General features: G+C 57.7%; 19 protein-coding genes. 5 read left to right on the top strand and 14 right to left on the bottom strand.

Annotated features, from left to right (window positions below; all coding sequences use genetic code 11):
• Window positions 1-11: 11 nt before the first annotated feature.
• The 3 genes from ACYVB2_RS00165 to ACYVB2_RS00155 are packed head-to-tail and all read right to left on the bottom strand — an operon-like array spanning window position 12 to window position 4,139.
• On the bottom strand, window positions 12-2,405 hold the full coding sequence (locus ACYVB2_RS00165; protein ID WP_460534771.1) for a putative bifunctional diguanylate cyclase/phosphodiesterase: 2,394 nt from the start codon (window positions 2,403-2,405) through the stop codon (window positions 12-14).
• A gap of 4 nt (window positions 2,406-2,409) precedes the next feature.
• Window positions 2,410-2,781 carry a hypothetical protein gene (locus tag ACYVB2_RS00160; RefSeq protein WP_460534768.1) on the bottom strand — a complete coding sequence of 124 codons (372 nt, stop codon included), beginning with the start codon at window positions 2,779-2,781 and terminating at the stop codon, window positions 2,410-2,412.
• A gap of 59 nt (window positions 2,782-2,840) precedes the next feature.
• Window positions 2,841-4,139: a hypothetical protein gene (locus tag ACYVB2_RS00155; protein WP_382431704.1), complete on the bottom strand. Its 1,299-nt coding sequence runs from the start codon at window positions 4,137-4,139 to the stop codon at window positions 2,841-2,843.
• A gap of 199 nt (window positions 4,140-4,338) precedes the next feature.
• Between ACYVB2_RS00155 and greA the strand changes: the two genes are divergently transcribed.
• Together greA and ACYVB2_RS00145 are read left to right on the top strand one after the other, a co-directional pair.
• On the top strand, window positions 4,339-4,815 hold the full coding sequence (gene greA, locus ACYVB2_RS00150) for a transcription elongation factor GreA (RefSeq protein ID WP_382431706.1): 477 nt from the start codon (window positions 4,339-4,341) through the stop codon (window positions 4,813-4,815).
• 22 nt (window positions 4,816-4,837) lie between these two features.
• A complete protein-coding gene (locus ACYVB2_RS00145) occupies window positions 4,838-5,257 on the top strand; it encodes a DUF4149 domain-containing protein (protein WP_382431708.1) in 420 nt (139 codons plus the stop codon).
• A gap of 8 nt (window positions 5,258-5,265) precedes the next feature.
• Here ACYVB2_RS00145 and ACYVB2_RS00140 read toward each other — a convergent pair whose 3' ends face one another.
• Window positions 5,266-6,015: a glycosyltransferase gene (locus tag ACYVB2_RS00140; RefSeq protein ID WP_382431710.1), complete on the bottom strand. Its 750-nt coding sequence runs from the start codon at window positions 6,013-6,015 to the stop codon at window positions 5,266-5,268.
• 4 nt (window positions 6,016-6,019) lie between these two features.
• Window positions 6,020-6,496, bottom strand: a complete 477-nt coding sequence (locus tag ACYVB2_RS00135; protein ID WP_382431712.1) for a YhbY family RNA-binding protein — start codon at window positions 6,494-6,496, stop codon at window positions 6,020-6,022.
• Between the two features lie 372 nt (window positions 6,497-6,868).
• Between ACYVB2_RS00135 and ACYVB2_RS00130 the strand changes: the two genes are divergently transcribed.
• The 3 genes from ACYVB2_RS00130 to folP all read left to right on the top strand — a co-directional run bounded on the left by ACYVB2_RS00130 (window position 6,869) and on the right by folP (window position 10,523).
• Window positions 6,869-7,531 (top strand): RlmE family RNA methyltransferase, encoded by a 663-nt coding sequence (locus ACYVB2_RS00130; protein WP_382431714.1) that lies wholly within the window; start codon window positions 6,869-6,871, stop codon window positions 7,529-7,531.
• A 142-nt stretch (window positions 7,532-7,673) separates the two neighbouring features.
• Window positions 7,674-9,617, top strand: a complete 1,944-nt coding sequence (gene ftsH / locus ACYVB2_RS00125; protein ID WP_382431716.1) for an ATP-dependent zinc metalloprotease FtsH — start codon at window positions 7,674-7,676, stop codon at window positions 9,615-9,617.
• Window positions 9,618-9,692: 75 nt separating this feature from the next.
• Window positions 9,693-10,523 (top strand): dihydropteroate synthase, encoded by an 831-nt coding sequence (folP, locus tag ACYVB2_RS00120; protein WP_382431718.1) that lies wholly within the window; start codon window positions 9,693-9,695, stop codon window positions 10,521-10,523.
• Window positions 10,524-10,530: 7 nt separating this feature from the next.
• On the opposite strand, the gene ACYVB2_RS00115 is transcribed toward folP, so the two are convergent.
• From ACYVB2_RS00115 to ACYVB2_RS00075, 9 genes are all read right to left on the bottom strand, one after another.
• A complete protein-coding gene (locus ACYVB2_RS00115) occupies window positions 10,531-10,959 on the bottom strand; it encodes a PaaI family thioesterase (protein WP_382431720.1) in 429 nt (142 codons plus the stop codon).
• A 66-nt stretch (window positions 10,960-11,025) separates the two neighbouring features.
• Window positions 11,026-12,375, bottom strand: a complete 1,350-nt coding sequence (locus ACYVB2_RS00110; RefSeq protein WP_382431722.1) for a 3-hydroxyacyl-CoA dehydrogenase — start codon at window positions 12,373-12,375, stop codon at window positions 11,026-11,028.
• Window positions 12,376-12,397: 22 nt separating this feature from the next.
• Window positions 12,398-13,186, bottom strand: a complete 789-nt coding sequence (locus tag ACYVB2_RS00105; RefSeq protein ID WP_382431724.1) for a crotonase/enoyl-CoA hydratase family protein — start codon at window positions 13,184-13,186, stop codon at window positions 12,398-12,400.
• 39 nt (window positions 13,187-13,225) lie between these two features.
• The gene (locus ACYVB2_RS00100; protein ID WP_382431726.1) at window positions 13,226-14,194 is read right to left on the bottom strand and encodes a PDR/VanB family oxidoreductase; all 969 of its coding nucleotides are present in this window, start codon (window positions 14,192-14,194) and stop codon (window positions 13,226-13,228) included.
• Between the two features lie 20 nt (window positions 14,195-14,214).
• Complete coding sequence (locus ACYVB2_RS00095) at window positions 14,215-15,192, bottom strand: Bug family tripartite tricarboxylate transporter substrate binding protein (protein ID WP_382431728.1); 978 nt, start codon at window positions 15,190-15,192, stop codon at window positions 14,215-14,217.
• 78 nt (window positions 15,193-15,270) lie between these two features.
• Window positions 15,271-16,503 (bottom strand): Rieske 2Fe-2S domain-containing protein, encoded by a 1,233-nt coding sequence (locus ACYVB2_RS00090; protein WP_382431730.1) that lies wholly within the window; start codon window positions 16,501-16,503, stop codon window positions 15,271-15,273.
• A 66-nt stretch (window positions 16,504-16,569) separates the two neighbouring features.
• A complete protein-coding gene (locus ACYVB2_RS00085; RefSeq protein WP_382431732.1) occupies window positions 16,570-17,571 on the bottom strand; it encodes an amidohydrolase family protein in 1,002 nt (333 codons plus the stop codon).
• A 38-nt stretch (window positions 17,572-17,609) separates the two neighbouring features.
• Complete coding sequence (locus ACYVB2_RS00080; protein WP_382431734.1) at window positions 17,610-17,996, bottom strand: RidA family protein; 387 nt, start codon at window positions 17,994-17,996, stop codon at window positions 17,610-17,612.
• A gap of 13 nt (window positions 17,997-18,009) precedes the next feature.
• On the bottom strand, window positions 18,010-18,777 hold the full coding sequence (locus ACYVB2_RS00075) for a GntR family transcriptional regulator (RefSeq protein ID WP_382431736.1): 768 nt from the start codon (window positions 18,775-18,777) through the stop codon (window positions 18,010-18,012).
• Between the last annotated feature and the right edge of the window lie 331 nt (window positions 18,778-19,108).

Below are 19,108 nucleotides of genomic sequence, written 5' to 3'. Positions count from 1 at the left end.
AGGGGCTTTTTTCATGGTGAGGCGGTGTGTCTGCCCATTTCTGTATTGATGCGTTTGGCCGTGGCGACAAAATCGGCAGCGGCTACTGGGCGCGAAAACAGATACCCTTGGCCGTAGCCGCAACCCATAGCGCGCAACAGGTCGAGCTGCGCGGCTTCTTCAACCCCTTCAGCCACCACATTCAGCCCCAAACTGCCCGTCATGGTGATGATGGCGTCGACCAGAGTGTGGTCATCGTTCATGTCCATGATGAACGATTTATCCACCTTGACGGTATCCATCGGAAAACGTTTCAGATAAGACAATGAAGAATAGCCAGTGCCAAAATCATCCAGGTAAATGCGCAGACCGGCGGCGCGCAATTGTGCTATCCAGTTTTGGGCAACCGATACGTTGCTCATTAAGACGCCTTCGGTGATTTCGAGGGCGATGGCGTGGCTGGGCAGGCCGTAGCTGTTCAGGGTTTCCAAAATGGATTCTGGGGGCAGTTCTTCGGGGATTTGGCTGGCCGACACATTGACAGAGACATAAATCTCCAGTCCATCTCGACGCCAATGGGCTACTTGGCGACAAGCATCGTCAAGCACTTGGCGGCCAATTTCTCCAATCAGGCCGATACGCTCTGCCAGTGGAATGAACACCTCTGGCGAGACGGCACCCCGTTCGCTATGTTGCCAGCGCAACAGTGCTTCGGCACCAGCGAGCAAGCCGGTGTGCAAATCGACAATGGGCTGAAAGAACAATTTCAATTCTCGTTGCTCAACCGCAAGACGCAGATCATCTTCGAGGCGGCGGCGGTATTCCACCTGCTGGAGCAATTCAGGATGAAAGAACAGGTGTGGGTGGGTTTGTGCCCCATGGCGTGAAGCATGGGCACTGCCCAGTGCCAATTCAGCACAATGCAGTAGATTCTGCATATCCACTCCATCACCGGGAAACAGCGCCAGCCCTGCACTGGAGCCTATGGATATCGGTGTTGTATCGGTTTTGTAGGGCTCGCCCAACCGTGCTTGCAAGTGGCTGATCCATGCCTCGATGGCACTGCGCTCTGCCATGCCACGCAGCACAATGACAAACTCGTCGCCCCCCACCCGCGCTAGAAAAGAGTCGGGGTTGGTGGATTCACGAATGCGGTTAGCCGCCATCAAGAGGATTTGATCACCAACGCTAAACCCGAGGGCATCGTTGATTTGCCTGAACCCTGCAAGATCAATCATGGCCACCACCAACGGTGCGTCCGCAGTGACATGCATGCCCGCATGGGCTTGAAACAACCCCTCGCGGTTGGCAAAGCCCGTCAGTGGATCTGTGACGGCTAAGCGGCGCGCAGAAATCTCCTCGCGCTTGCGTGCGGTGACGTCAGTGACTGTCCCTTGCACAGTGCCATCCCCCAAGGGTAGCACTACGATATTGAGCCAGCGTTCATCACCGCGTCGGCCATGCAGCAGCAGGTCGGCGGCACACGATTCATGCTGTTGTGTGCTGTGTTCGATCAGTTGGAGCAGCTGTTGGCTTTCGGCCCAACGCGGTTCGCTCAGGTTGCGCCAAGGCTGTTTGGCAGAAGGTTGGGGCAGCCAAGTCAGCTCAATGAACGCTGGGTTGAAAGACAGCAGTTGACCATGTAGATCAGCGACAAAAATGCCAGAGGTTGAGTGATCAAACACATCTTGGTACATACGCTGGGCAATGTCTTGTTGCCAACGCAGTTCGCGCTCCTGATCGAGCGTGCTGATGAGACGCAGTTTCAGATCATTGATGTCTCCTACCAGCCGTCCCAATTCGGTTTTGTCGTGGCCTTCAGGGATGGTCAATGTTTCGCTGCTGGTGGCATCCAAGTGGTGCAAGCGGTCAGAAATCATCTTGATGGGCAGAACCACTACCCAAAAGACCATGCCTGCGGTGCCAAGGATCATGAGCCAGGTTTGGGCCGATAGCAACAGCATGGCATAGCGGGCATCGGCATCCACTTGGCTGTAGATGGCATTCCAATCGGCATCTAGGAGGCGGATATGCCCGATGACTTCTCCTTTTTTGAACGGTGACATCAAACGGCGCTGCACGGGAGGCTGGCTGGTGTTTTGCGGCCCCGAAGACTCAGCATGGGCCAGAGGAGCAGCCGCACCGTGGATGCTGACGCGGCGCACCTCGCTGTTACGCAGCAGCCCTTGCACCACTTCACGTGCCAGCTGCTCATCATTGGCAAAGGCGGCCACACTGGCAGTGTTCTCAACCGTGTCTAGCAATTGTTCTAGGCGACGCTGTGCATCGGTATGGGCGCGAACTACCACCTGCTCTCTGAGCATCAGACTGCACAGACCGCCGATCAGTGCGCTGAGCAAGGTGACGGCGGCCAAGCTGCGAAAGACGATCCCATTCCACCAATGCACTGCGTTGCGTTCGGCCATCATGTCACTCCGGCAATTGGAAAACCACCATAACACGGGCATCGACCTTGGAACGCTCCACATAGGCCAGTGCTCCCGGAGTGCGTGCCACCAGTTGCAGGGCTTGCTCGCTGTTGTGGACTACCCGTGGTGGCCGGGTCTTGCCAGAGAAAGTCAATCTTGACCAATAAGCATTGATTTCACCCACACTTTTGTCTACCAGATGGCGGTAGAAATGTGCCCGGATGGGGGCATCCATTGCCTGATCAATGGGTTCAGCCGTCAGACCTGAGGCCAGATAGCGGTAGCGGCCTAAGTAGATGTTGACCACCTCGTCGTGCGATAGTGCTTTCAGGCCCGATTGCGGATTGGCTACCAGTACCCAATCTGCTGCCATGGCCGGCATAGCCGACAAGGCAAGCAGCAGAAGCAGTTTTTGGAGTAAGGCACGCATGGTTAAAAGACGAAATCGAGCGTCAGGCTCAAAACATCGGTACGGCCATTCCAGCCCGGTTTTTCGGCCCGGTAGGGGAAAATGGAGCGGGGCTTGCCGCGTACAGCATCCCATTGGGCTTTCAGTGCCATATTGGGCATGATGTCCCAACGGGCGCCTAGCGTGTAGGTTTTTTGGTCACTGCCTGAATCGCGCACGATGCTGTCAAATCCTTGGTTGAGTGCGATCAGAGCCCCCGTGTGGGGCAAGCCCGTGGTCAAGTTTTTGGATTTGCTTTTCCACCATGAATAGCCTACATAGGGCGTGACAGCCCCCAGGCGGTAGGCGCTCATGAGGTAGCCCGCCCTGGAGTTTTCGAAGGCGCCTGTTTGGTGGTGGATCGTATTGACCATGCCTTGGATCTGTAGTGGCCCATCGTCATACACCATGCCCACGGTCATGAACTGGCTGGTGGTACCTCCTACGGCCAGTGCCTGGGCGGCCTCAATGGCTTGTGGAATGCCCAGTGCCGTGCCCGCTGCACGCAGGCTGTGGGGCAAAGGGTCGAAGGGCATGTCCCGAGACAGGCGGACTTGGGCCGTGCTGGCGCGCACCTGCCAAGGGCCGTTGAAATAATCGAATACCAGACCCTTCAGGGTGGAGTCGCTGGCATCCCAGACGATGCCGCCAGCCGAGCCTTTTTCTTTGCTTCGACCTGCATAGGCTTTGGTGCGCAGCAAACCGCCTGCCACAGGCAAGGTGGCACTGGCATCGACGCCATCGAAGTAGGAAAAAAGCAGAGGGCCAAAATAATCCACCGAAGGCCGCACGGGCAAATACGAATAACCCACCAGCCGTGAATCGGCACCGATCAAAAAATCAGCACCCAGTCGTCCGGCCCGCAGTTCAAGGCGACCATCGATGTCCCATTTGGCAAACCCCCACATCACTTCTAACGCACGGCTGCCATCGTACTGATAACGACTGACCACCTGTCCTACCAGTTCCAGCTCCTGTGTGGCTTGCCAATTGGCTTGTAACCCGATGACTGAATCAATGCGGCCCGACCAATGGTTGGCAATTCCACGCGGTTGTGACAGGTCACGCACAAACTCTGCCTGATCGGAAGACGAGCGCGCAAGACCCAACGTACCGAATCCACGCAGGGTGAGTGCCGACTCGGCCACTGTGTCTGGCAGCTCTTTGGGCCGTTCTGTGGCCCCAGCCGACGTGTGGAGGCCTAAGACAACGGTGCAGGCCAGGAGGGACAGATGCCATGGCCACCACTGGCGTGGGAGCCTGTGCAACGGATGCGTGGTCATAATTGAGGAGCCTCCTTGAACGGGATAGTATGCACCAGATTACTGACACTTTTGGCTTTGGGCTGAGGTTGGCGCAGTGTTTGGCATCCAACAGCGCCTTTTTCGTGGAGCGTTGAGAGTGCCCTAAAAGCCTTGAGGCATAATTACCTCTACACCGCCGACCGGGAACGATCGGCGGTTTGCTTTTGGAGAACACACAATGGCTACCATTCCCATCACCAAGCGCGGTGCCGAGTTGCTCAAGACAGAGCTACACCGCCTCAAGACTGTTGATCGTCCAGCCGTGATCGCTGCGATTGCTGAAGCCCGCGCGCAGGGCGATTTGAGCGAAAACGCCGAATACGAAGCTGCCAAAGATCGCCAAGGCTTTATCGAGGGCCGAATCCAAGAGGTAGAGGGCAAACTGTCTGCCGCACAGGTGATTGATCCTTCTGCGCTGGATGCCGGAGGGCGGGTCGTGTTTGGTGCTACCGTTGATCTTGAAGATGAAGACAGTGGCGACGCCGTGACCTATCAGATCGTTGGTGAAGATGAGGCCGACCTGAAACAGGGTTTGATCAACATCAGCAGCCCGATTGCCCGCGCCTTGATCGGCAAAGAAGAGGGTGACACTGCCGAGGTGCAGGCTCCTGGTGGTTTGCGCCGTTATGAAGTGGTAGGCGTGCGCTATCTTTGAGCGCACCACTTATTGGTTGACGATGCAAGAACGCCTGCCGGTGCTGGTGGCTGCCCTGTGGTGGGGCAGTTTGGGTGCTATCGGATTCATGGCAGTGCCCCTGTTGTTTGCCCACTTACCTAGTCCTGCAATGGCAGGCCACATGGCTGCACGCTTGTTTGCCGCCCAAACTTGGGTGTCTGTGGCCTGCTGTGTCGTTTTATTGCTGTTGTCCAGACCCAGAGGCAGCGAGGCCTTGGAGCCGTGGGCGCACAAGGCTATGGCCTTTGTGCTGGGCGGGATGTTGTTGGCACTGCTGGTGCAGTTTGGTGTGGCGCCGCGCATTGTGGCCCGCCAAGACCTGCGCCTATGGCACAGCGTGGGCACCGTGATGTACGTGGCCCAATGGCTGTGCGCTGCTGTGGTGCTGTGGCGTGCTGCTGCGTCTGTACGGCGGCGCTAAAGGGTGGCCTATTCGCGCCAGTGCTCGCCTACCCAAGTGGCCGGTTGGATAAAGCGCAAACGCCGGTTGCGTCTGCCTGCCAAAGCATCGGGTGGGTTGCATTCGCCATGAAAGATCACGATACGCGCGCCTGCAGGCACAAAGGGTGCTTTCCAGTAGTTGGTGGGCCAGCGCGGAATACCGTGGTATTTGAAGCTGGGGCACCAAGCTTTAGGCCAATAGGCCAGCTTGCCCTGCCGGTGCAGAAAGTCCGACAGATAGGCTTGCTCATTGCGAAATTGCTTGCGAATGCTGTCAAAGTGACCGCGAAAGTATTCCAGCACATCGGGATGCGCACCCAGCTCAAAGCGATACACCGACGAGTTGCCCGTGATGCGCCAAGGCCGTTTGTAGTCGTGGATGATGAGAAACTCGCCCGGTTGCGTGAAGAAATCGTCTAACGCTCCCGTGATGACCACATCCACATCCAAAAACAGTGCCGTACCGCGCAAGCCGTGTAGATCGGCGCTGAAGGTGGCCAATTTAGTCCAGCCACGCTCAGGAATGCCTGCGGGCAAGTCTAATGGTGGGATGGGCAAGCACTGCACTTCTGGGCGTATGCCAGCAGAGTTGTCTGTCAGGCAGACGAAGTGGAAGTCGCCGCGCAAATGGCGACGCACCATCGCGTACAGGCGGTTGACGTATTCTGGCCCGTACTTGGTACCCCACTTCATGCACAAAATATGGCGCTGCGGCGCCTGGGCTGCGACAGCACACATGGGATCAATCGGCCTGGCGTTTTTTGACCGAAGTGGGCTTGCGTTTTTTGGCCCGCTTGATTTGGCCCCCAGGCGTCAGGCGCTGGTTACCCAATACCCGCAAGGTTTTGATTTCGGGGCGCTGGCCGCCACGCTTGCTGTATTTGAGCACCCGCACATCTTTGGGGCCAGGCATCCGGTCTTCGTCAATGGCACGTTCCTTTTCAGGCATGGGGCGCCACAGTACCAGCAACTTGCCAATGTGCTGGATGGGCGCAGCATCAAGTTCGGCCGCCAGCTCTTGGTACATCAGCTCGCGTGCGGCACGGTCATCGTTGAAGACGCGAATTTTGATCAGGCCATGTGCGTTGAGGGCAGCATCTACCTCTTTGCGTACGCCAGGGGTGAGGCCATCACTACCGATCAGGACGACCGGATTCAGATGGTGGGCTTGGGCACGTTGTTCTCGGCGCTCGGCCGGAGTGAGTTCAATTTGGGGCATGGGCCGTATTATCGAGGCAGGACAGGAAAAGCTCGACATCCCCTCTGCTCTAAAGGACGGAAATTCCCTCTACAGGCGTGCGACGCCCCGCATGGGCGCTTGATTTGCTCAGAATATTTTTGGCGGTATTCACATCCCGATCATGCCCACCATCACCCCCCGAACAAACCCAGGGTCTTCTTGGGCGGAGCAGGGGCCATTCGTGATAGTGCCCTTGGGCAGGGGGTGCGAGTTGAACACCCAAAAGGTATGGCCTTTGCGCCCCAAGTCGCACGCGTATTCTTTCCGTATTGTTAACCCACAGTGCAGCCGATAGGCGGCTGCGCTCCTTTCCCTCCTTGGCATGTATGCCGGGGCTTCTCGGAGCATTTCATGAAGATCAAAACACAAAGCAAGAAGGTGAACAAGGCTTGGCTGAACGACCATGTTAACGACACCTACGTCAAATTGGCGCAAAAGGAGGGCTATCGTGCCCGCGCTGCTTACAAGCTCAAGGAGATTGATGAGCTGTTTGGTCTGATTCGCCCCGGCCAGGTGGTGGTGGACTTGGGCAGCACGCCGGGGGCTTGGAGCCAGTATGTGCGGCGGCGGCTGTCGCCGGGTGGGGCTGCCAGTGGCACGTTGGATGGAGCCATCATTGCACTGGATATTTTGCCCATGGAGCCGATCGAGGGCGTCAGTTACATCAACGGTGATTTTCGTGAGCCTGAGGTGCTGGCCCAATTAGAAGCCGCAGTGCAAGGCCGGGCCGTCAATGTGGTGGTGTCGGACATGGCGCCTAATTTGTCTGGCATTGGTGCTACCGATGCTGCGCGGATTGAGCATTTGGTAGAGCTGGCGGTGGATTTTGCCCGCCAGCATCTGCACCCCGAAGGGGCATTGGTGGCCAAATTGTTTCATGGGGGAGCCTATACGCCATTGGTGCAGTTGTTTAAGGACACGTTCCGCATCGTCAAGCCGGTCAAGCCCAAGGCGTCACGGGATAAATCGTCAGAAACCTTTCTGGTTGGAATTGGTCTTAAGAACCAAGGCTGAAACCCCTGAAACGGGTGGTGCAGACTAAATCCATGTCTGCACTATGGCAGTCTGGGGCTATTGCTGTTCCACCTTGCCTTGAAAAGCCTAAAATCCCGCCTTATCTTCTCTATCGCTCTTCGCACTCTCTCTGGAGTCCCGCTTGAATAATCAGTGGTTTTCAAAAGTCGCCGTTTGGCTGGTCATTGCCATGGTGCTGTTCACCGTATTCAAACAGTTTGACACGCGCGTGGGCGTGGCTGCTGGCTATATCGGATACTCGGAGTTTCTAGACGAAGTGCGCAACAGCCGCATCAAGAGTGCCACCATTCAGGAAGGGCAAGGCGGCACTGAGATTGTGGCTGTCACCAATGATGAACGCCGCATTCGCACCACGGCCACTTATCTAGACCGGGGTTTGGTGGGCGACCTGATTGCCAACAACGTGAAGTTTGATGTGAAGCCGCGCGAAGAGGGCTCGCTGTTGATGACGCTGTTGGTCAGTTGGGGGCCTATGCTGTTGTTGATTGGTGTTTGGATTTACTTCATGCGCCAAATGCAGGGTGGCGGCAAGGGCGGTGCTTTTAGCTTTGGCAAGAGCAAGGCCCGTATGTTGGATGAGAACAACAACAGCGTCACTTTTGCGGATGTGGCCGGTTGTGACGAGGCCAAAGAGGAAGTCAAAGAAGTCGTGGATTTTTTGAAAGATCCACAAAAGTTCCAGAAGTTGGGGGGGCGCATTCCGCGTGGTTTGCTGCTGGTAGGCCCACCCGGTACGGGCAAGACGCTGTTGGCCAAATCCATTGCGGGTGAAGCCAAGGTGCCGTTCTTCAGCATTTCGGGTTCGGACTTCGTTGAAATGTTTGTGGGTGTGGGTGCCGCCCGTGTGCGTGACATGTTTGAGAACGCCAAAAAGAACGCCCCCTGCATCATCTTCATTGACGAAATCGATGCTGTGGGCCGCCAGCGTGGTGCCGGTTTGGGCGGTGGCAACGACGAGCGGGAACAAACCCTCAACCAGATGCTGGTCGAGATGGACGGTTTTGAAACCAATTTGGGTGTGATTGTGGTGGCCGCCACCAACCGCCCCGATATTTTGGATGCCGCACTGTTGCGTCCGGGCCGTTTTGACCGTCAGGTGTATGTGACGCTGCCTGATATTCGGGGCCGTGAGCAAATCCTGAACGTACACATGCGCAAAATTCCGGTAGGCCAAGATGTGAACCCCGGTGTGATTGCACGCGGCACGCCGGGTATGTCGGGCGCTGATTTGGCTAACCTGTGTAACGAGGCGGCCTTGATGGCAGCGCGCCGCAATGCCCGCACCGTAGAAATGCAGGATTTTGAAAAAGCCAAAGACAAAATCCTGATGGGCCCAGAGCGCAAGAGCATGGTTATGCCCGAAGAGGAGCGCCGCAACACGGCCTACCACGAAGCGGGCCACGCGCTCATTGGCAAACTGCTGCCCAAGTGTGACCCAGTGCATAAAGTGACCATCATTCCGCGTGGCCGTGCTTTGGGTGTAACCATGAGCCTGCCCGCACAAGACCGCTATAGCTATGACAAAGACTACATGCTCAACCAAATTAGCATGTTGTTTGGTGGCCGCATTGCCGAAGAAGTGTTCATGCACCAAATGACCACTGGGGCCAGCAACGACTTTGAACGGGCTACCCACATTGCCCGTGATATGGTGATGCGTTATGGCATGACGGAGGCGCTTGGCCCTATGGTCTACGCTGAAAACGAGGGCGAGGTGTTTTTGGGCCGCTCGGTCACCAAAACCACCAACATCAGCGAAGAGACCATGCAAAAGGTGGATGCAGAGGTGCGCCGCATCATTGATGAGCAGTACTCGCTGGCCCGGCGCTTGATTGAAGAGCACAGCGACAAAATGCACGCGATGGCTAAAGCGTTGCTGGAATGGGAAACCATTGATACCGAGCAACTCGATGACATCATGGCGGGCAAGCCGCCCCGTCCGCCCAAAGACTGGACGCCTCGCAACACCCCTTCATCTTCTGGTGGAGACAGTGGTAGTGGTGGGGTGCCCGCCGTTACGGCAGACACAGCCACCGCTGGGCCAACGGCTTCTACCGTGGTGTAAGGCAACACCTTTTCTTTTGCATACGGGGCCGAGTGCCCCGTTTTTTATGGGCGCTGTGATGGCGTCTGAACAAGTATGTTTTGGCACACTACCCGCTTTCATATCGACCTCACAACGCCCCAAATCATGGGGATTGTTAACGTCACCCCCGATTCTTTTTCAGACGGTGGTCAGCACGCCAACAGCGTAGCAGCGTTGCGCCACGCCGAGCAGTTGCTGCACGACGGTGCCCATATTTTGGATATTGGCGGTGAATCTACCCGGCCCGGTAGCCCTGCCGTACCTTTGGCGCAGGAGCTAGAGCGCGTCTTGCCTGTGGTGCGTGAAGCTGTGCGTTTGGGTGTGCCAGTATCGGTAGATACCTACAAGCCCGAGGTCATGCAGGCTGTGCTGGATTTGGGCGCAGACATCATCAACGATATTTGGGCTTTGCGCCAGCCGGGGGCCGCACCAGTGGTGGCGCAGCACCCTGGTTGTGGGGTTTGCCTGATGCACATGCACCGTGACCCACAAACCATGCAGGCAGCCCCGATGGTGGGCGATGCTGTGGGGGAAGTGGTTACCTTTTTGGCACAGAGCGCCCAAAACCTGCAAACCTTGGGTGTAGAGCCGCAGCGGATTGTGCTGGACTATGGCATTGGTTTTGGCAAGACGGTAGAGCAGAACTTTGCCCTGCTGGCCCGTCAAGGCGCCTTGTTGGCGCTGGGTTATCCGGTGCTGGCTGGGTGGTCACGCAAGTCGTCGATTGGGGCGGTGACTGGGCTGGATATAGGCCAGCGTTTGGTGCCCAGTGTGGCAGCCGCTTTGTTGGCTGTGGAGCGTGGAGCGCGTATTGTGCGGGTGCATGATGTGCGTGAAACCACCCAGGCATTGCAAGTCTGGCAGGCTTCACAAATTGGTTGTTGACCGCTGTTCAGGTGCTGCTAGGCCGACGCACCATACAGACGGCGGTGGCACTCGCCACCAGTGTGTCGCCTTGCCAGAGTTCGCCACATACATTGCAGATATTTTTACCTTGGCGCTCAAAACGGGCTTTGCCGATCACTGGGCCGGCCTTGGCAGAGGATAGAAATGATGTGTTCAGACTCAGTGTGGCGCAAAAGGTGCCTGGTTCCAGTGTGGCAGTGACCAAGACGGCGGTTACATCGTCCAACATGGCACTGAGCATGCCGCCCTGCACTTGCCGCGCAGGATTCAGAAACTGTTCTGTGGCTTGGTAGTGAACCACAATGGTGCCTGCCGCTAAGTCCAGAGCTTGGATTTGCTGGTCTAGTAGGTGGGTGACGGGGGTTTGGCTCAACAGGGCTTGCAGGCTGGCAGGAATGGAGGCAGTGGTGCTCATGGCGGGCTGTACAGATTCAAAAAAATACTACGCTCTGGGGCGTGGCAGGATCAGGCGGTAGGCGTGTCAGGCCTTGGCCTGCCAATCGGCAAATTTCTTGCCCTCACGCACCAGTTGCTGCAACAAAGGGGCTGGCTGCCACCAATAACCATCTTGGGCATAAAAGCGTTCAATGTCTGCCAGAACCTGCTCCAGTCCGATACGGTCAGCCAAGTACATGGGGCCTCCGTGGTGGGCTGGAAAACCATAGCCGGTCAAGTAGGTGATGTCGATGTCACTGGGGCGCAGTGCAATACCCTGCTCTAGCAGTTTGGCCCCTTCGTTGACCATGCCATAAAGGCAGCGTTTGAGAATTTCTTGCTCGTCCAGTGGTTGACGCTGGATTCCCATCCGGACGGACTCTTCGGCAATGTATTGTTCGAGTTCGGGGTCTCGTTGTGGCGTGCGATCACCGGGAGCGTATTGATACCAGCCTTTGCCGGTTTTTTGCCCCAGACGGCCCAGATCGCACAGTTTCATGATCAGGTCGTTCCAGCGTCGGTCTTGGGGGCGGGAGGCCATCTGGGCTTTGCGGGTTTGGTAGCCTACATCGTTGCCCGCCATGTCGTGTACGGCAAAAATGCCCATGGCATAGCCAAATTTCTTCAGCGCCGCATCCACTTCATGGGGCAGGGCACCATCTTCTACCGCGAAGTGGGCTTCTCGGGTGTATTGACGAAACAGTGCATTGCCAATAAAGCCAGGATAGATCCGTGCCAGCACTGCAATTTTGCCCATGCGCCGACCCAAGTCCATCAGGGTGGCAATCACATCGGGGGCCGTTTGGCTAGCCCGCACAACTTCCAACAGCTTCATCACATGGGCTGGGCTGAAAAAATGTGCGCCCACCACGTCTTGGGGGCGGTGGGTTGCCGCGGCGATCTCATCGACGTCCAGCCCAGAAGTGTTGGTCGCCAAGATAGCGCCGGGTTTGCAGTGCTCGTCCAACTGACGAAAGATGCTTTGCTTGAGCCCCATGTCTTCAAACACGGCCTCAATCACCATGTCGGCATCTTGCACATCGGCCATTTGTATAGAGCCGTGGATGAGCGACAGACGTTGCTCCATGTCTTGTGGGCGCAGTTTGCCCCGTTGCACGCTGGTGGTGTAATTGTCTTGGATGCGGCGCAGGCCACGTTCTAGCCCTTCTTGGTTGGCATCGATCAGGGTGACTGCAATACCTATGTTGGCCAGCGACATAGCAATGCCGCCGCCCATAGTGCCTGCACCAATCACGGCCACTTTGTGAAGGGGCCGCAGCGTGGTGTGGGCCGGAATATCTGGGATGACGGCTGCTTGGGCTGCAGCCCATTGGGCATGGGCCAGTGCGCGTTCGCGTTCGGCATCACTGACGGTAAAGAAATCTACGGTATTCATCATGTCTCCTGCGGCTGGGTTCTCAGGCTGGGTGGCGCTGTAGTTTTTCGGCCTTGCCGTCAACAAAATCGCGCAGGCGAGCTTCGGCTTCTGGTGGGCGGGCCCGGGCCGAATTCAGTTGTTCAACAAACAGCCCGTCATCGTGGGACATGTCGTGAATGCGTGGCAGCACGTTGATGATCATCCAGTTGGTTTCTAGGCTGTTTTTGGCGATGCGGGCAGCCAGTTCTCGGGCTTTGTTCAAGGCTTCACCTGTGGGCACGAGATAGCGCACCACATGCTCTTGTAAGGATTCGGCGGCATTGAGCAGCCTGCCGGTGAGCATCATGTCTGTCATGACGGTGGTGCCGACCACCCGCTGGATACGCACAGTGCCGCCACCGCCGACAAAGATGCCGCGCTGCCCTTCGGGCAGGCCGCAGAGCAGGGATTCGTCACCCACCCGCACATGGGCTGCAGTAGCCAGTTCCAGCCCACCACCCACCACCGCACCATGCAAGGCTGCCACAAAGGGAATGGGGCCACGCGCAATCAGGTCAAAGACTTCATGCCAGTTGTGGCGGCGGCGCTTGCGTGGCGGCTTGATCTGACCCGTAGCCCGTGCCAGGGCTTCGGCCAGATCCAGTCCAGCGCAGAAGTTGCTGCCATGACCAAACAGCACGGCCACATCGGCTTCTTCGTGGGCGCGCAGCACGGCGCTGCGCAAGTCATCGATCAGGGGGTCATTGATCGCGTTGCGTTTGTCGGGGCGGTTGAGTCCGATCAAGGCCACAGGGCCGTCGAGTTGGTAGGTAATCAGTGATTCGTTCATGGGGTAGTCTCCAAAGTTGGTTATGGCCTGTGCCGGTGGTTACAAGTCCAGCACCAATCGCTCACTCTTGGCACCCGAGCAGCAGACCATCATGCGGTCGTTGGCTGCTTTTTCGGCTGGGCTCAAAACCAGATCTCGGTGGTCGGGGGTGCCGCACAGCACTTTGACTTCGCAGGTGCCACAGAGGCCTTCTCGGCATGAGTAGGGCGGCTCGGCACCAATGGCTATCAGGCCATCGAGGAGCGTTTGACCCGCCTCTATCTGAAGGGTTTTGCTGCTGCGCTGGAGTTCTACGGTGTAGCCGCCGCTCTCAGTGGCACCAGCCTCTGGGGCCGCGAAGTACTCCATGTGCACACGGTGGGGTTCGAGGCTGGCGGTGGCCTTGGTGTAGGCATCCAGCATGGCCACGGGGCCACAGCAATAGAGATGGGCACCGGGGGGCAACGAGGCTGCGATAGTGGCTAAATCCAGCAGCTTGCCCCCTGGTGCATGGTCAAAATTGAGCAACAATTCGGCACCGGGCTGGTGCTGGTAGCTTTCTAGCAAACCAACAAAGGCTGCATGCTGGCGGGTGCGGGCGCTGTAGTAGAGCTTCCAAGGGGTGCCCAAGGTGTGGCAGCGTGCCACCATGCTCAGCATGGGCGTGATGCCTATGCCTCCAGCAATGAACACATTGCAGGGGCTGGTTTCGTCCAGCGGGAAATGGTTGCGGGGGTGGCTGATCTGAAGGACGCTGCCAGTGCGCAATTCGTCGTGCAGATAGCGTGATCCACCCCGGCTATGGGCATCTCGGTTGACGGCAATCACATAACGGTGGCGTTCTTGTGGATCGTTCAATAACGAGTAACTGCGCACCAGTCCATTGCCCAAGTGCAGGTCGATATGGGCACCTGCGGTAAAGGCAGGCAGATTGGTGGCCGGGGGCAGCGGGCACAGCTCAAAAGACAGGATGCCTTCGGCTTCGAAGGTGGTGGCCCGCACACGGACTTGAAGAAGGGGAGTGCTCATCGCATCGTTCCTGTCGCTGCTCAGTCGGGTTGAAAGCCAGAAGCCTTGATGATGGGTGCCCAGGTGGCCAGTTCGTGGCGTTGTAAACGGGCCATTTCTTCGGCATTGCGGTAATGCGGTACTACCGACAGACGCTCCATCAGATATTCTTTGACTTGCGGTTGCGCCAGCACCTTTTGCAGTGCTTGTTGCATACGGGCAATTTCTGCCACGGGGGTTTTGGCGGGTGCCCACATGGCTGTCCAGGCATCGCCAGAAGATACTTTGTAGCCCTGTTCGGCAAAGGTGGGGATGTCGGGCACCAGTTCTGACCGCTGGTCACTGAAAATGCCAATAACCTTGAGCTTGCCGCTTTTGCGGTGTTTGATGAGCTCGTCCATCAGCGAAATGCCCGCAGGTACATGACCGCCAATCAGGTCGGTGATCATGGGCGGTGTGCCTTTGTAGGGGGTCATGGGCAGTTCAATGCCTGCCACTTTGGCAAATTGCACACCCAGAAAATGGTTTTGTCCCCCAGTGCCAGGGGTGCCAAAACTGGCCTTGTGTGGATGGGCACGAACCCATTGCACAAACTCTTGTACGTTGTGGATGCCAAGCTCCGCATTGACGGCCATGCCCAGGGGGTAAGAGGTCAGTCCTGCCACGGGGGCAAAGTCGCGCCAAATATCCCATTTGGTCTGTTTGCCAAACACCAAGGTCTGGAAGGTTGGGGTGGCGTTGGGGGCGATCATCCAGGTCAGGCCATCGGGGGCAGCCGTCATCAAGGCATCGCCTGCCAGACGGCCCCCAACCCCAATCCGGTTGTCAATAATGACGGGCCGCCCCAGAGGCTCGCGCAGCCGTTCTGCAATGTAGCGGGCAATGGCATCGGTGCCACCGCCGGGGGGCAGGCCCACCAAGATGCGAATCGGGGGCTTGTCTCCACCCTGGGCATGCAGGGCAGAGCCAATCAGTGCCAAGGCCGAAGCCGTCAGCCAGGTTCTGCGGCTCAGTGTCATTGCGCAGTCTCCATTGTTGTGCTGTGTTGTTCCTGGGGGGCGGGCAGGTGTTGCGCACCGACCGCCCTGGGCGCGGGGTTAGTCCACCAGTTGATGCCAATCGGCATCGGCAGGTAGCACACCACCCACCGAGCGGATTTGGCGGTAATTCAGATCTGGGTGGTGGGCCAGTGTGGGGGCCTTGCCTTCTGCAAACTCACGCGCGGCCTTGATGAGCAATTGGCGTACACGGATGACGGCACCATCGGCAGAGCACAGTTGTTCGTCGCTGCGGTCGTACACCGGCCCTTGGCTGATGAACATGGCAAAGTCTTCGGTGCCCAAGTGCTGGGGAAAGCCAGAAAAGTGGCCGCGTTTCATGATGTCGCGGTTTTGGCCCCAGTTGTCTTTGGCCTCGCCCGGTGGCAGTGGTGGGAAGTTCCAGACATCGGGCGAGGCCGACATGATGGTCATGCCCAATGGACGCTGGGGGTTGTAGTGAACAAACCAAGCCCGATGGTGGGTATCGTCCACGGGGGTGGAGAAGAACACGGTGGTAGGGCCGTTGGCATCGGGTGGACAGATGATGCCGTACCAAGGCATGACGAAGTTGTTGACGCGGGCATACACATTGCCATCGGGCAGTGGACGCAGTGCAGCGTAGCGGTAGCCGTAGGGGCGATCTTCAAAGTCGAGCTTGGGCGCGCGTGCTTTGTTCATGTTTTGGCGCTCGTTGCCGGGGCCAGCGGTGAGCTGTGTGGTCGATTCGTGCAAGAAACTCACATGCGAGGAGTCCATGGATGCCTCAACGCCTTGCACCCAATTGGTGGGGATTTCGACACTGGTGACCGAGCGTTGCTGTTGGGGCAAATCCATGAATGGCAGATCAGGAAAGGGGGGGGGCGTCTCGCCCTTGCCCAGCCAAACCCAGACAATCCCGCCACGGTCTACGGTGATGTAACGGTTGACACGCACATGGTTACAGAACTGCTCTTGGTTGCCGGTGTGGTTGGGGGCTTCTACCACCTCCCCTTTGACGTTGAACTTCCAGCCGTGGTAGATGCAGCGCAAGCCGTTGTCTTCGTTGCGCGCCAGCGCCAGGGATGCCTTGCGGTGCGAGCACTGTTCATCCAGCACACCCACTTCGCCATTGGTCGCACGAAAAGCGACGAGGTTGGTGCCTAGCAGGCGCACCCGCACCGGGGCGCCATCGGCCTCCAGCTTGACGGAGGGCACGGCGGGCAACCAGTAGTGTTGGCGAATCATCTCGCCCATGGGGGCGCCGTTTTCGACGCGGGTTAGCAGGTCGTTGTCTTCTTTGCTCAGTGGCATGTATGTCTCCTTGTGGGAAAGGTGGCGCAAACCCGCGCCGGGGGATGGACGCTGGCGGGCGTCTGGTTAACAGTCTTCGTCTTTGCGGAAGGCGCGTGAGTAGATGCGACGGCAGTTGCATTCGAAGATGTTCTGCCGCTGGGCTTCGGTGAGCCAGTCGATGCTCTCGATCACGGGTTTCATGTCGTCGTAGTCGCGGCCACTGATAGGGTCACGCGAGCTGCCGGTGCCGGGCTTTTCGGTGCCAAACAGCACGTTGTCGGTGCCTGCCACTTTGAGCAGCAGCTCGATGGATTCTTTGCTGTAGTTGCAGGTATCAAAGTAGAGCTTGCGCAGCTGCTCATCAAAGGTTTCTTTCTCGCCCTTGCGCACGCTCCAGGAGCGAAAGCGTCCCATCTGGTAAGGAATGGCACCGCCACCGTGGGCCACCACGATTTTCAGTGTGGGGAAGGTGTCGAAAATCTTCGCGTGCAGCAGCGAAATGATGGCGATGCTTTCTTCGTTGATGAACTTGAGCGTGTAGGACTCGCGGGCGCTGCAACTGGCGGCGGAATGGATCAGACCGGGCACATCCAGCTCGGTCATGGCTTGGTACAGCGGGTGCCAATAGGGGTCGCCCAAGCCGGGAGGATCGCCCAGCCCTTCGGTCGGGTCGGGGTTGATGAGCGTGCCCACAAATCCCAGCTCTTGAATGCAGCGGCGCAACTCGGGAATGACCCGTAGTTCCAGTGCCTCGTCCATGTACTGTGGCAGGCCAGCGACCCCCCGAAAACGGTCGGGAAACAGTTGAACGAACTGGGCGATCAGGTCGTTGCAATGCCGGTTCCACAGTTCGGCCACCCGGCCAGGCTTGACCGAGTGCATTTGCAAATAGGGCCGTGGTGAGATGAATTGCACATCGGTACCTACCGAATCCATGCCACGCACCAGCTCTTCGGCCACTTTGCGCACCGAGGCTTCGGGAATTTTGGGCAGGGTGTTGGGGTTGGCTCGGCCACCGACCAGTTCCGCCATGAAGCGAAAGCTCTCGGGGGGCATGACGATGTGGGCATGCGAGTCAATGATCATGGGGGCAGTCTCCTTAGCGTGGATGGGGGATGTGTGATTTATTGGATGACGGCCATGGCCTCAAGCTGCACAGCCATGCCGTGTTGCAGTTCATAGACGAGGATGTGGCGCGCTGGGCGGTCGTGTGGGTCGGGGAAGCAGGCGAGCCATTCGGTATTGATGGCTTCGCGCACAGCGTTGTCCCGGATGTAGACGGTCAGCTTGACCACATCAGAGAGTTGGGCACCACCGGCCTGTATGAAGGTTTTGAGGTTGGCAAAGGCTTGGGCCACTTGGGCTGCCGGATCGCTGGGCAGTTGGCCGGTGGCCGGATCTTTGCCCGAGATGGCTGAAGAGCACAGCACATTGCCCACGCGGGCACCCGCAGGAATGGGGGCATTGTGCGAGGCACCTGGAACCTCGATGGAGCGGTGGTGCAGGGTCATGGGGTGGCAGCTTTCAGAGGTCGTTGGATTCGGTATCGAAGAAACTGCTGGGCATGCGGGCCAGAAACTCGGAAAAGCCGGTCGAGCCTGCTGGCACATGCAGCAGCATGGTGTGTGAGGCCAATGATTCGTCACCTTCTTGGATGGCACGGGCCACCTTCAGGTGCTCTTGCAGAGATTTGCTGATCTGTGCCTTGGTGTGAAAGTCGCGGATGCGGTATCGCTGGATTTGGCGGCGGGCATTGCGGATCAGTTCGGCCAAATAGGGGTTGCGGCTGCCGGTGTAGATCGTTTCGTGAAAAAAGCTGTTGGCAATGGCGTACTCAGCCATGCCACCCTGCACCGCTGCATCTTGGCAGCGTTGCACCGCTTCATCGAGCTGGTGGCGCAATGGTTCATCCACGCGGCGGGCCGCTAGCTTGGCGCACAGTGCCTCGAGTTCACCCACGCTTTCCATGATGGAGCGCACCTGACTGACGGACAAGCGCGACACGCTCACGCCTTGGCGCGGGGCAATACGCACCAGATCGCGGGCGGCCAGTTGTTGCAAAGCCTCACGCACGGGGGTGCGTGAGACCTGAAATCGGGTAGCCAACGCGCGCTCATCCAGTGGTGCCCCAGGCGGCAAGGTGCCACTTTCAATTTCTTCTTGCAAGGTGGTACGAATTTCGTTGGCCCGACCACCGCGTGGACGCAACTCATCTGCGGAGCAAGGCAGTTCTGTCTCCAGTGGCAGGTGCTCCATCAGGGCGGTGGTGGGGTCGGTGTGTTTCATAGGCATTTGAAATATATCTCCAAAGTGTTGTGGTATGCAATAGTTTTTTTAAAAAATGCCACAAAGGGTTGGGTAAGGCCCGCAAGACGTGGGCTACACCAGCGGGTACCGCTTGCTATTGTGCGGTCAAGTGCAAGACGTTGATTTTTGTCTGCTGCTATAGGGATGTAAGAGAGAAAACAGCGGGCCATAGCCTCTGTTGGTCTGGGGGAAGCAGTACACCGGAAGTGGTGAGTGAGGCTTTTTGGTGTGCAAATACAGAAGTAACTAGCCATTAGTACAAACCCTTAAAACACCTAATTTGCATTTCTGGTGTATTGAAAATGGGTTTTATGTA

This window comes from Giesbergeria giesbergeri (genome assembly GCF_054779375.1).
This window is presented reverse-complemented; position numbering and strand designations above follow the sequence as displayed.

Excerpts from the sequence above, each read along its gene's own strand:
- ACYVB2_RS00140 (WP_382431710.1), bottom strand. The coding sequence starts at position 6,015 with ATGTGTGCTGTCGCAGCCCAGGCGCCGCAGCGCCATATTTTGTGCATG.
- ACYVB2_RS00105 (WP_382431724.1), bottom strand. The coding sequence starts at position 13,186 with ATGAACGAATCACTGATTACCTACCAACTCGACGGCCCTGTGGCCTTG.
- ACYVB2_RS00100 (WP_382431726.1), bottom strand. The coding sequence starts at position 14,194 with ATGAGCACTCCCCTTCTTCAAGTCCGTGTGCGGGCCACCACCTTCGAA.
- ACYVB2_RS00165 (WP_460534771.1), bottom strand. The coding sequence starts at position 2,405 with ATGGCCGAACGCAACGCAGTGCATTGGTGGAATGGGATCGTCTTTCGC.
- ACYVB2_RS00090 (WP_382431730.1), bottom strand. The coding sequence starts at position 16,503 with ATGCCACTGAGCAAAGAAGACAACGACCTGCTAACCCGCGTCGAAAAC.
- ACYVB2_RS00160 (WP_460534768.1), bottom strand. The coding sequence starts at position 2,781 with ATGGCAGCAGATTGGGTACTGGTAGCCAATCCGCAATCGGGCCTGAAA.
- ACYVB2_RS00080 (WP_382431734.1), bottom strand. The coding sequence starts at position 17,996 with ATGACCCTGCACCACCGCTCCATCGAGGTTCCAGGTGCCTCGCACAAT.
- ACYVB2_RS00155 (WP_382431704.1), bottom strand. The coding sequence starts at position 4,139 with ATGACCACGCATCCGTTGCACAGGCTCCCACGCCAGTGGTGGCCATGG.
- ACYVB2_RS00075 (WP_382431736.1), bottom strand. The coding sequence starts at position 18,777 with ATGCCTATGAAACACACCGACCCCACCACCGCCCTGATGGAGCACCTG.
- greA (WP_382431706.1), top strand. The coding sequence starts at position 4,339 with ATGGCTACCATTCCCATCACCAAGCGCGGTGCCGAGTTGCTCAAGACA.
- ACYVB2_RS00145 (WP_382431708.1), top strand. The coding sequence starts at position 4,838 with ATGCAAGAACGCCTGCCGGTGCTGGTGGCTGCCCTGTGGTGGGGCAGT.
- ACYVB2_RS00085 (WP_382431732.1), bottom strand. The coding sequence starts at position 17,571 with ATGATCATTGACTCGCATGCCCACATCGTCATGCCCCCCGAGAGCTTT.
- ACYVB2_RS00115 (WP_382431720.1), bottom strand. The coding sequence starts at position 10,959 with ATGAGCACCACTGCCTCCATTCCTGCCAGCCTGCAAGCCCTGTTGAGC.
- ACYVB2_RS00095 (WP_382431728.1), bottom strand. The coding sequence starts at position 15,192 with ATGACACTGAGCCGCAGAACCTGGCTGACGGCTTCGGCCTTGGCACTG.
- ACYVB2_RS00135 (WP_382431712.1), bottom strand. The coding sequence starts at position 6,496 with ATGCCCCAAATTGAACTCACTCCGGCCGAGCGCCGAGAACAACGTGCC.
- ACYVB2_RS00130 (WP_382431714.1), top strand. The coding sequence starts at position 6,869 with ATGAAGATCAAAACACAAAGCAAGAAGGTGAACAAGGCTTGGCTGAAC.
- folP (WP_382431718.1), top strand. The coding sequence starts at position 9,693 with ATGTTTTGGCACACTACCCGCTTTCATATCGACCTCACAACGCCCCAA.
- ACYVB2_RS00110 (WP_382431722.1), bottom strand. The coding sequence starts at position 12,375 with ATGAATACCGTAGATTTCTTTACCGTCAGTGATGCCGAACGCGAACGC.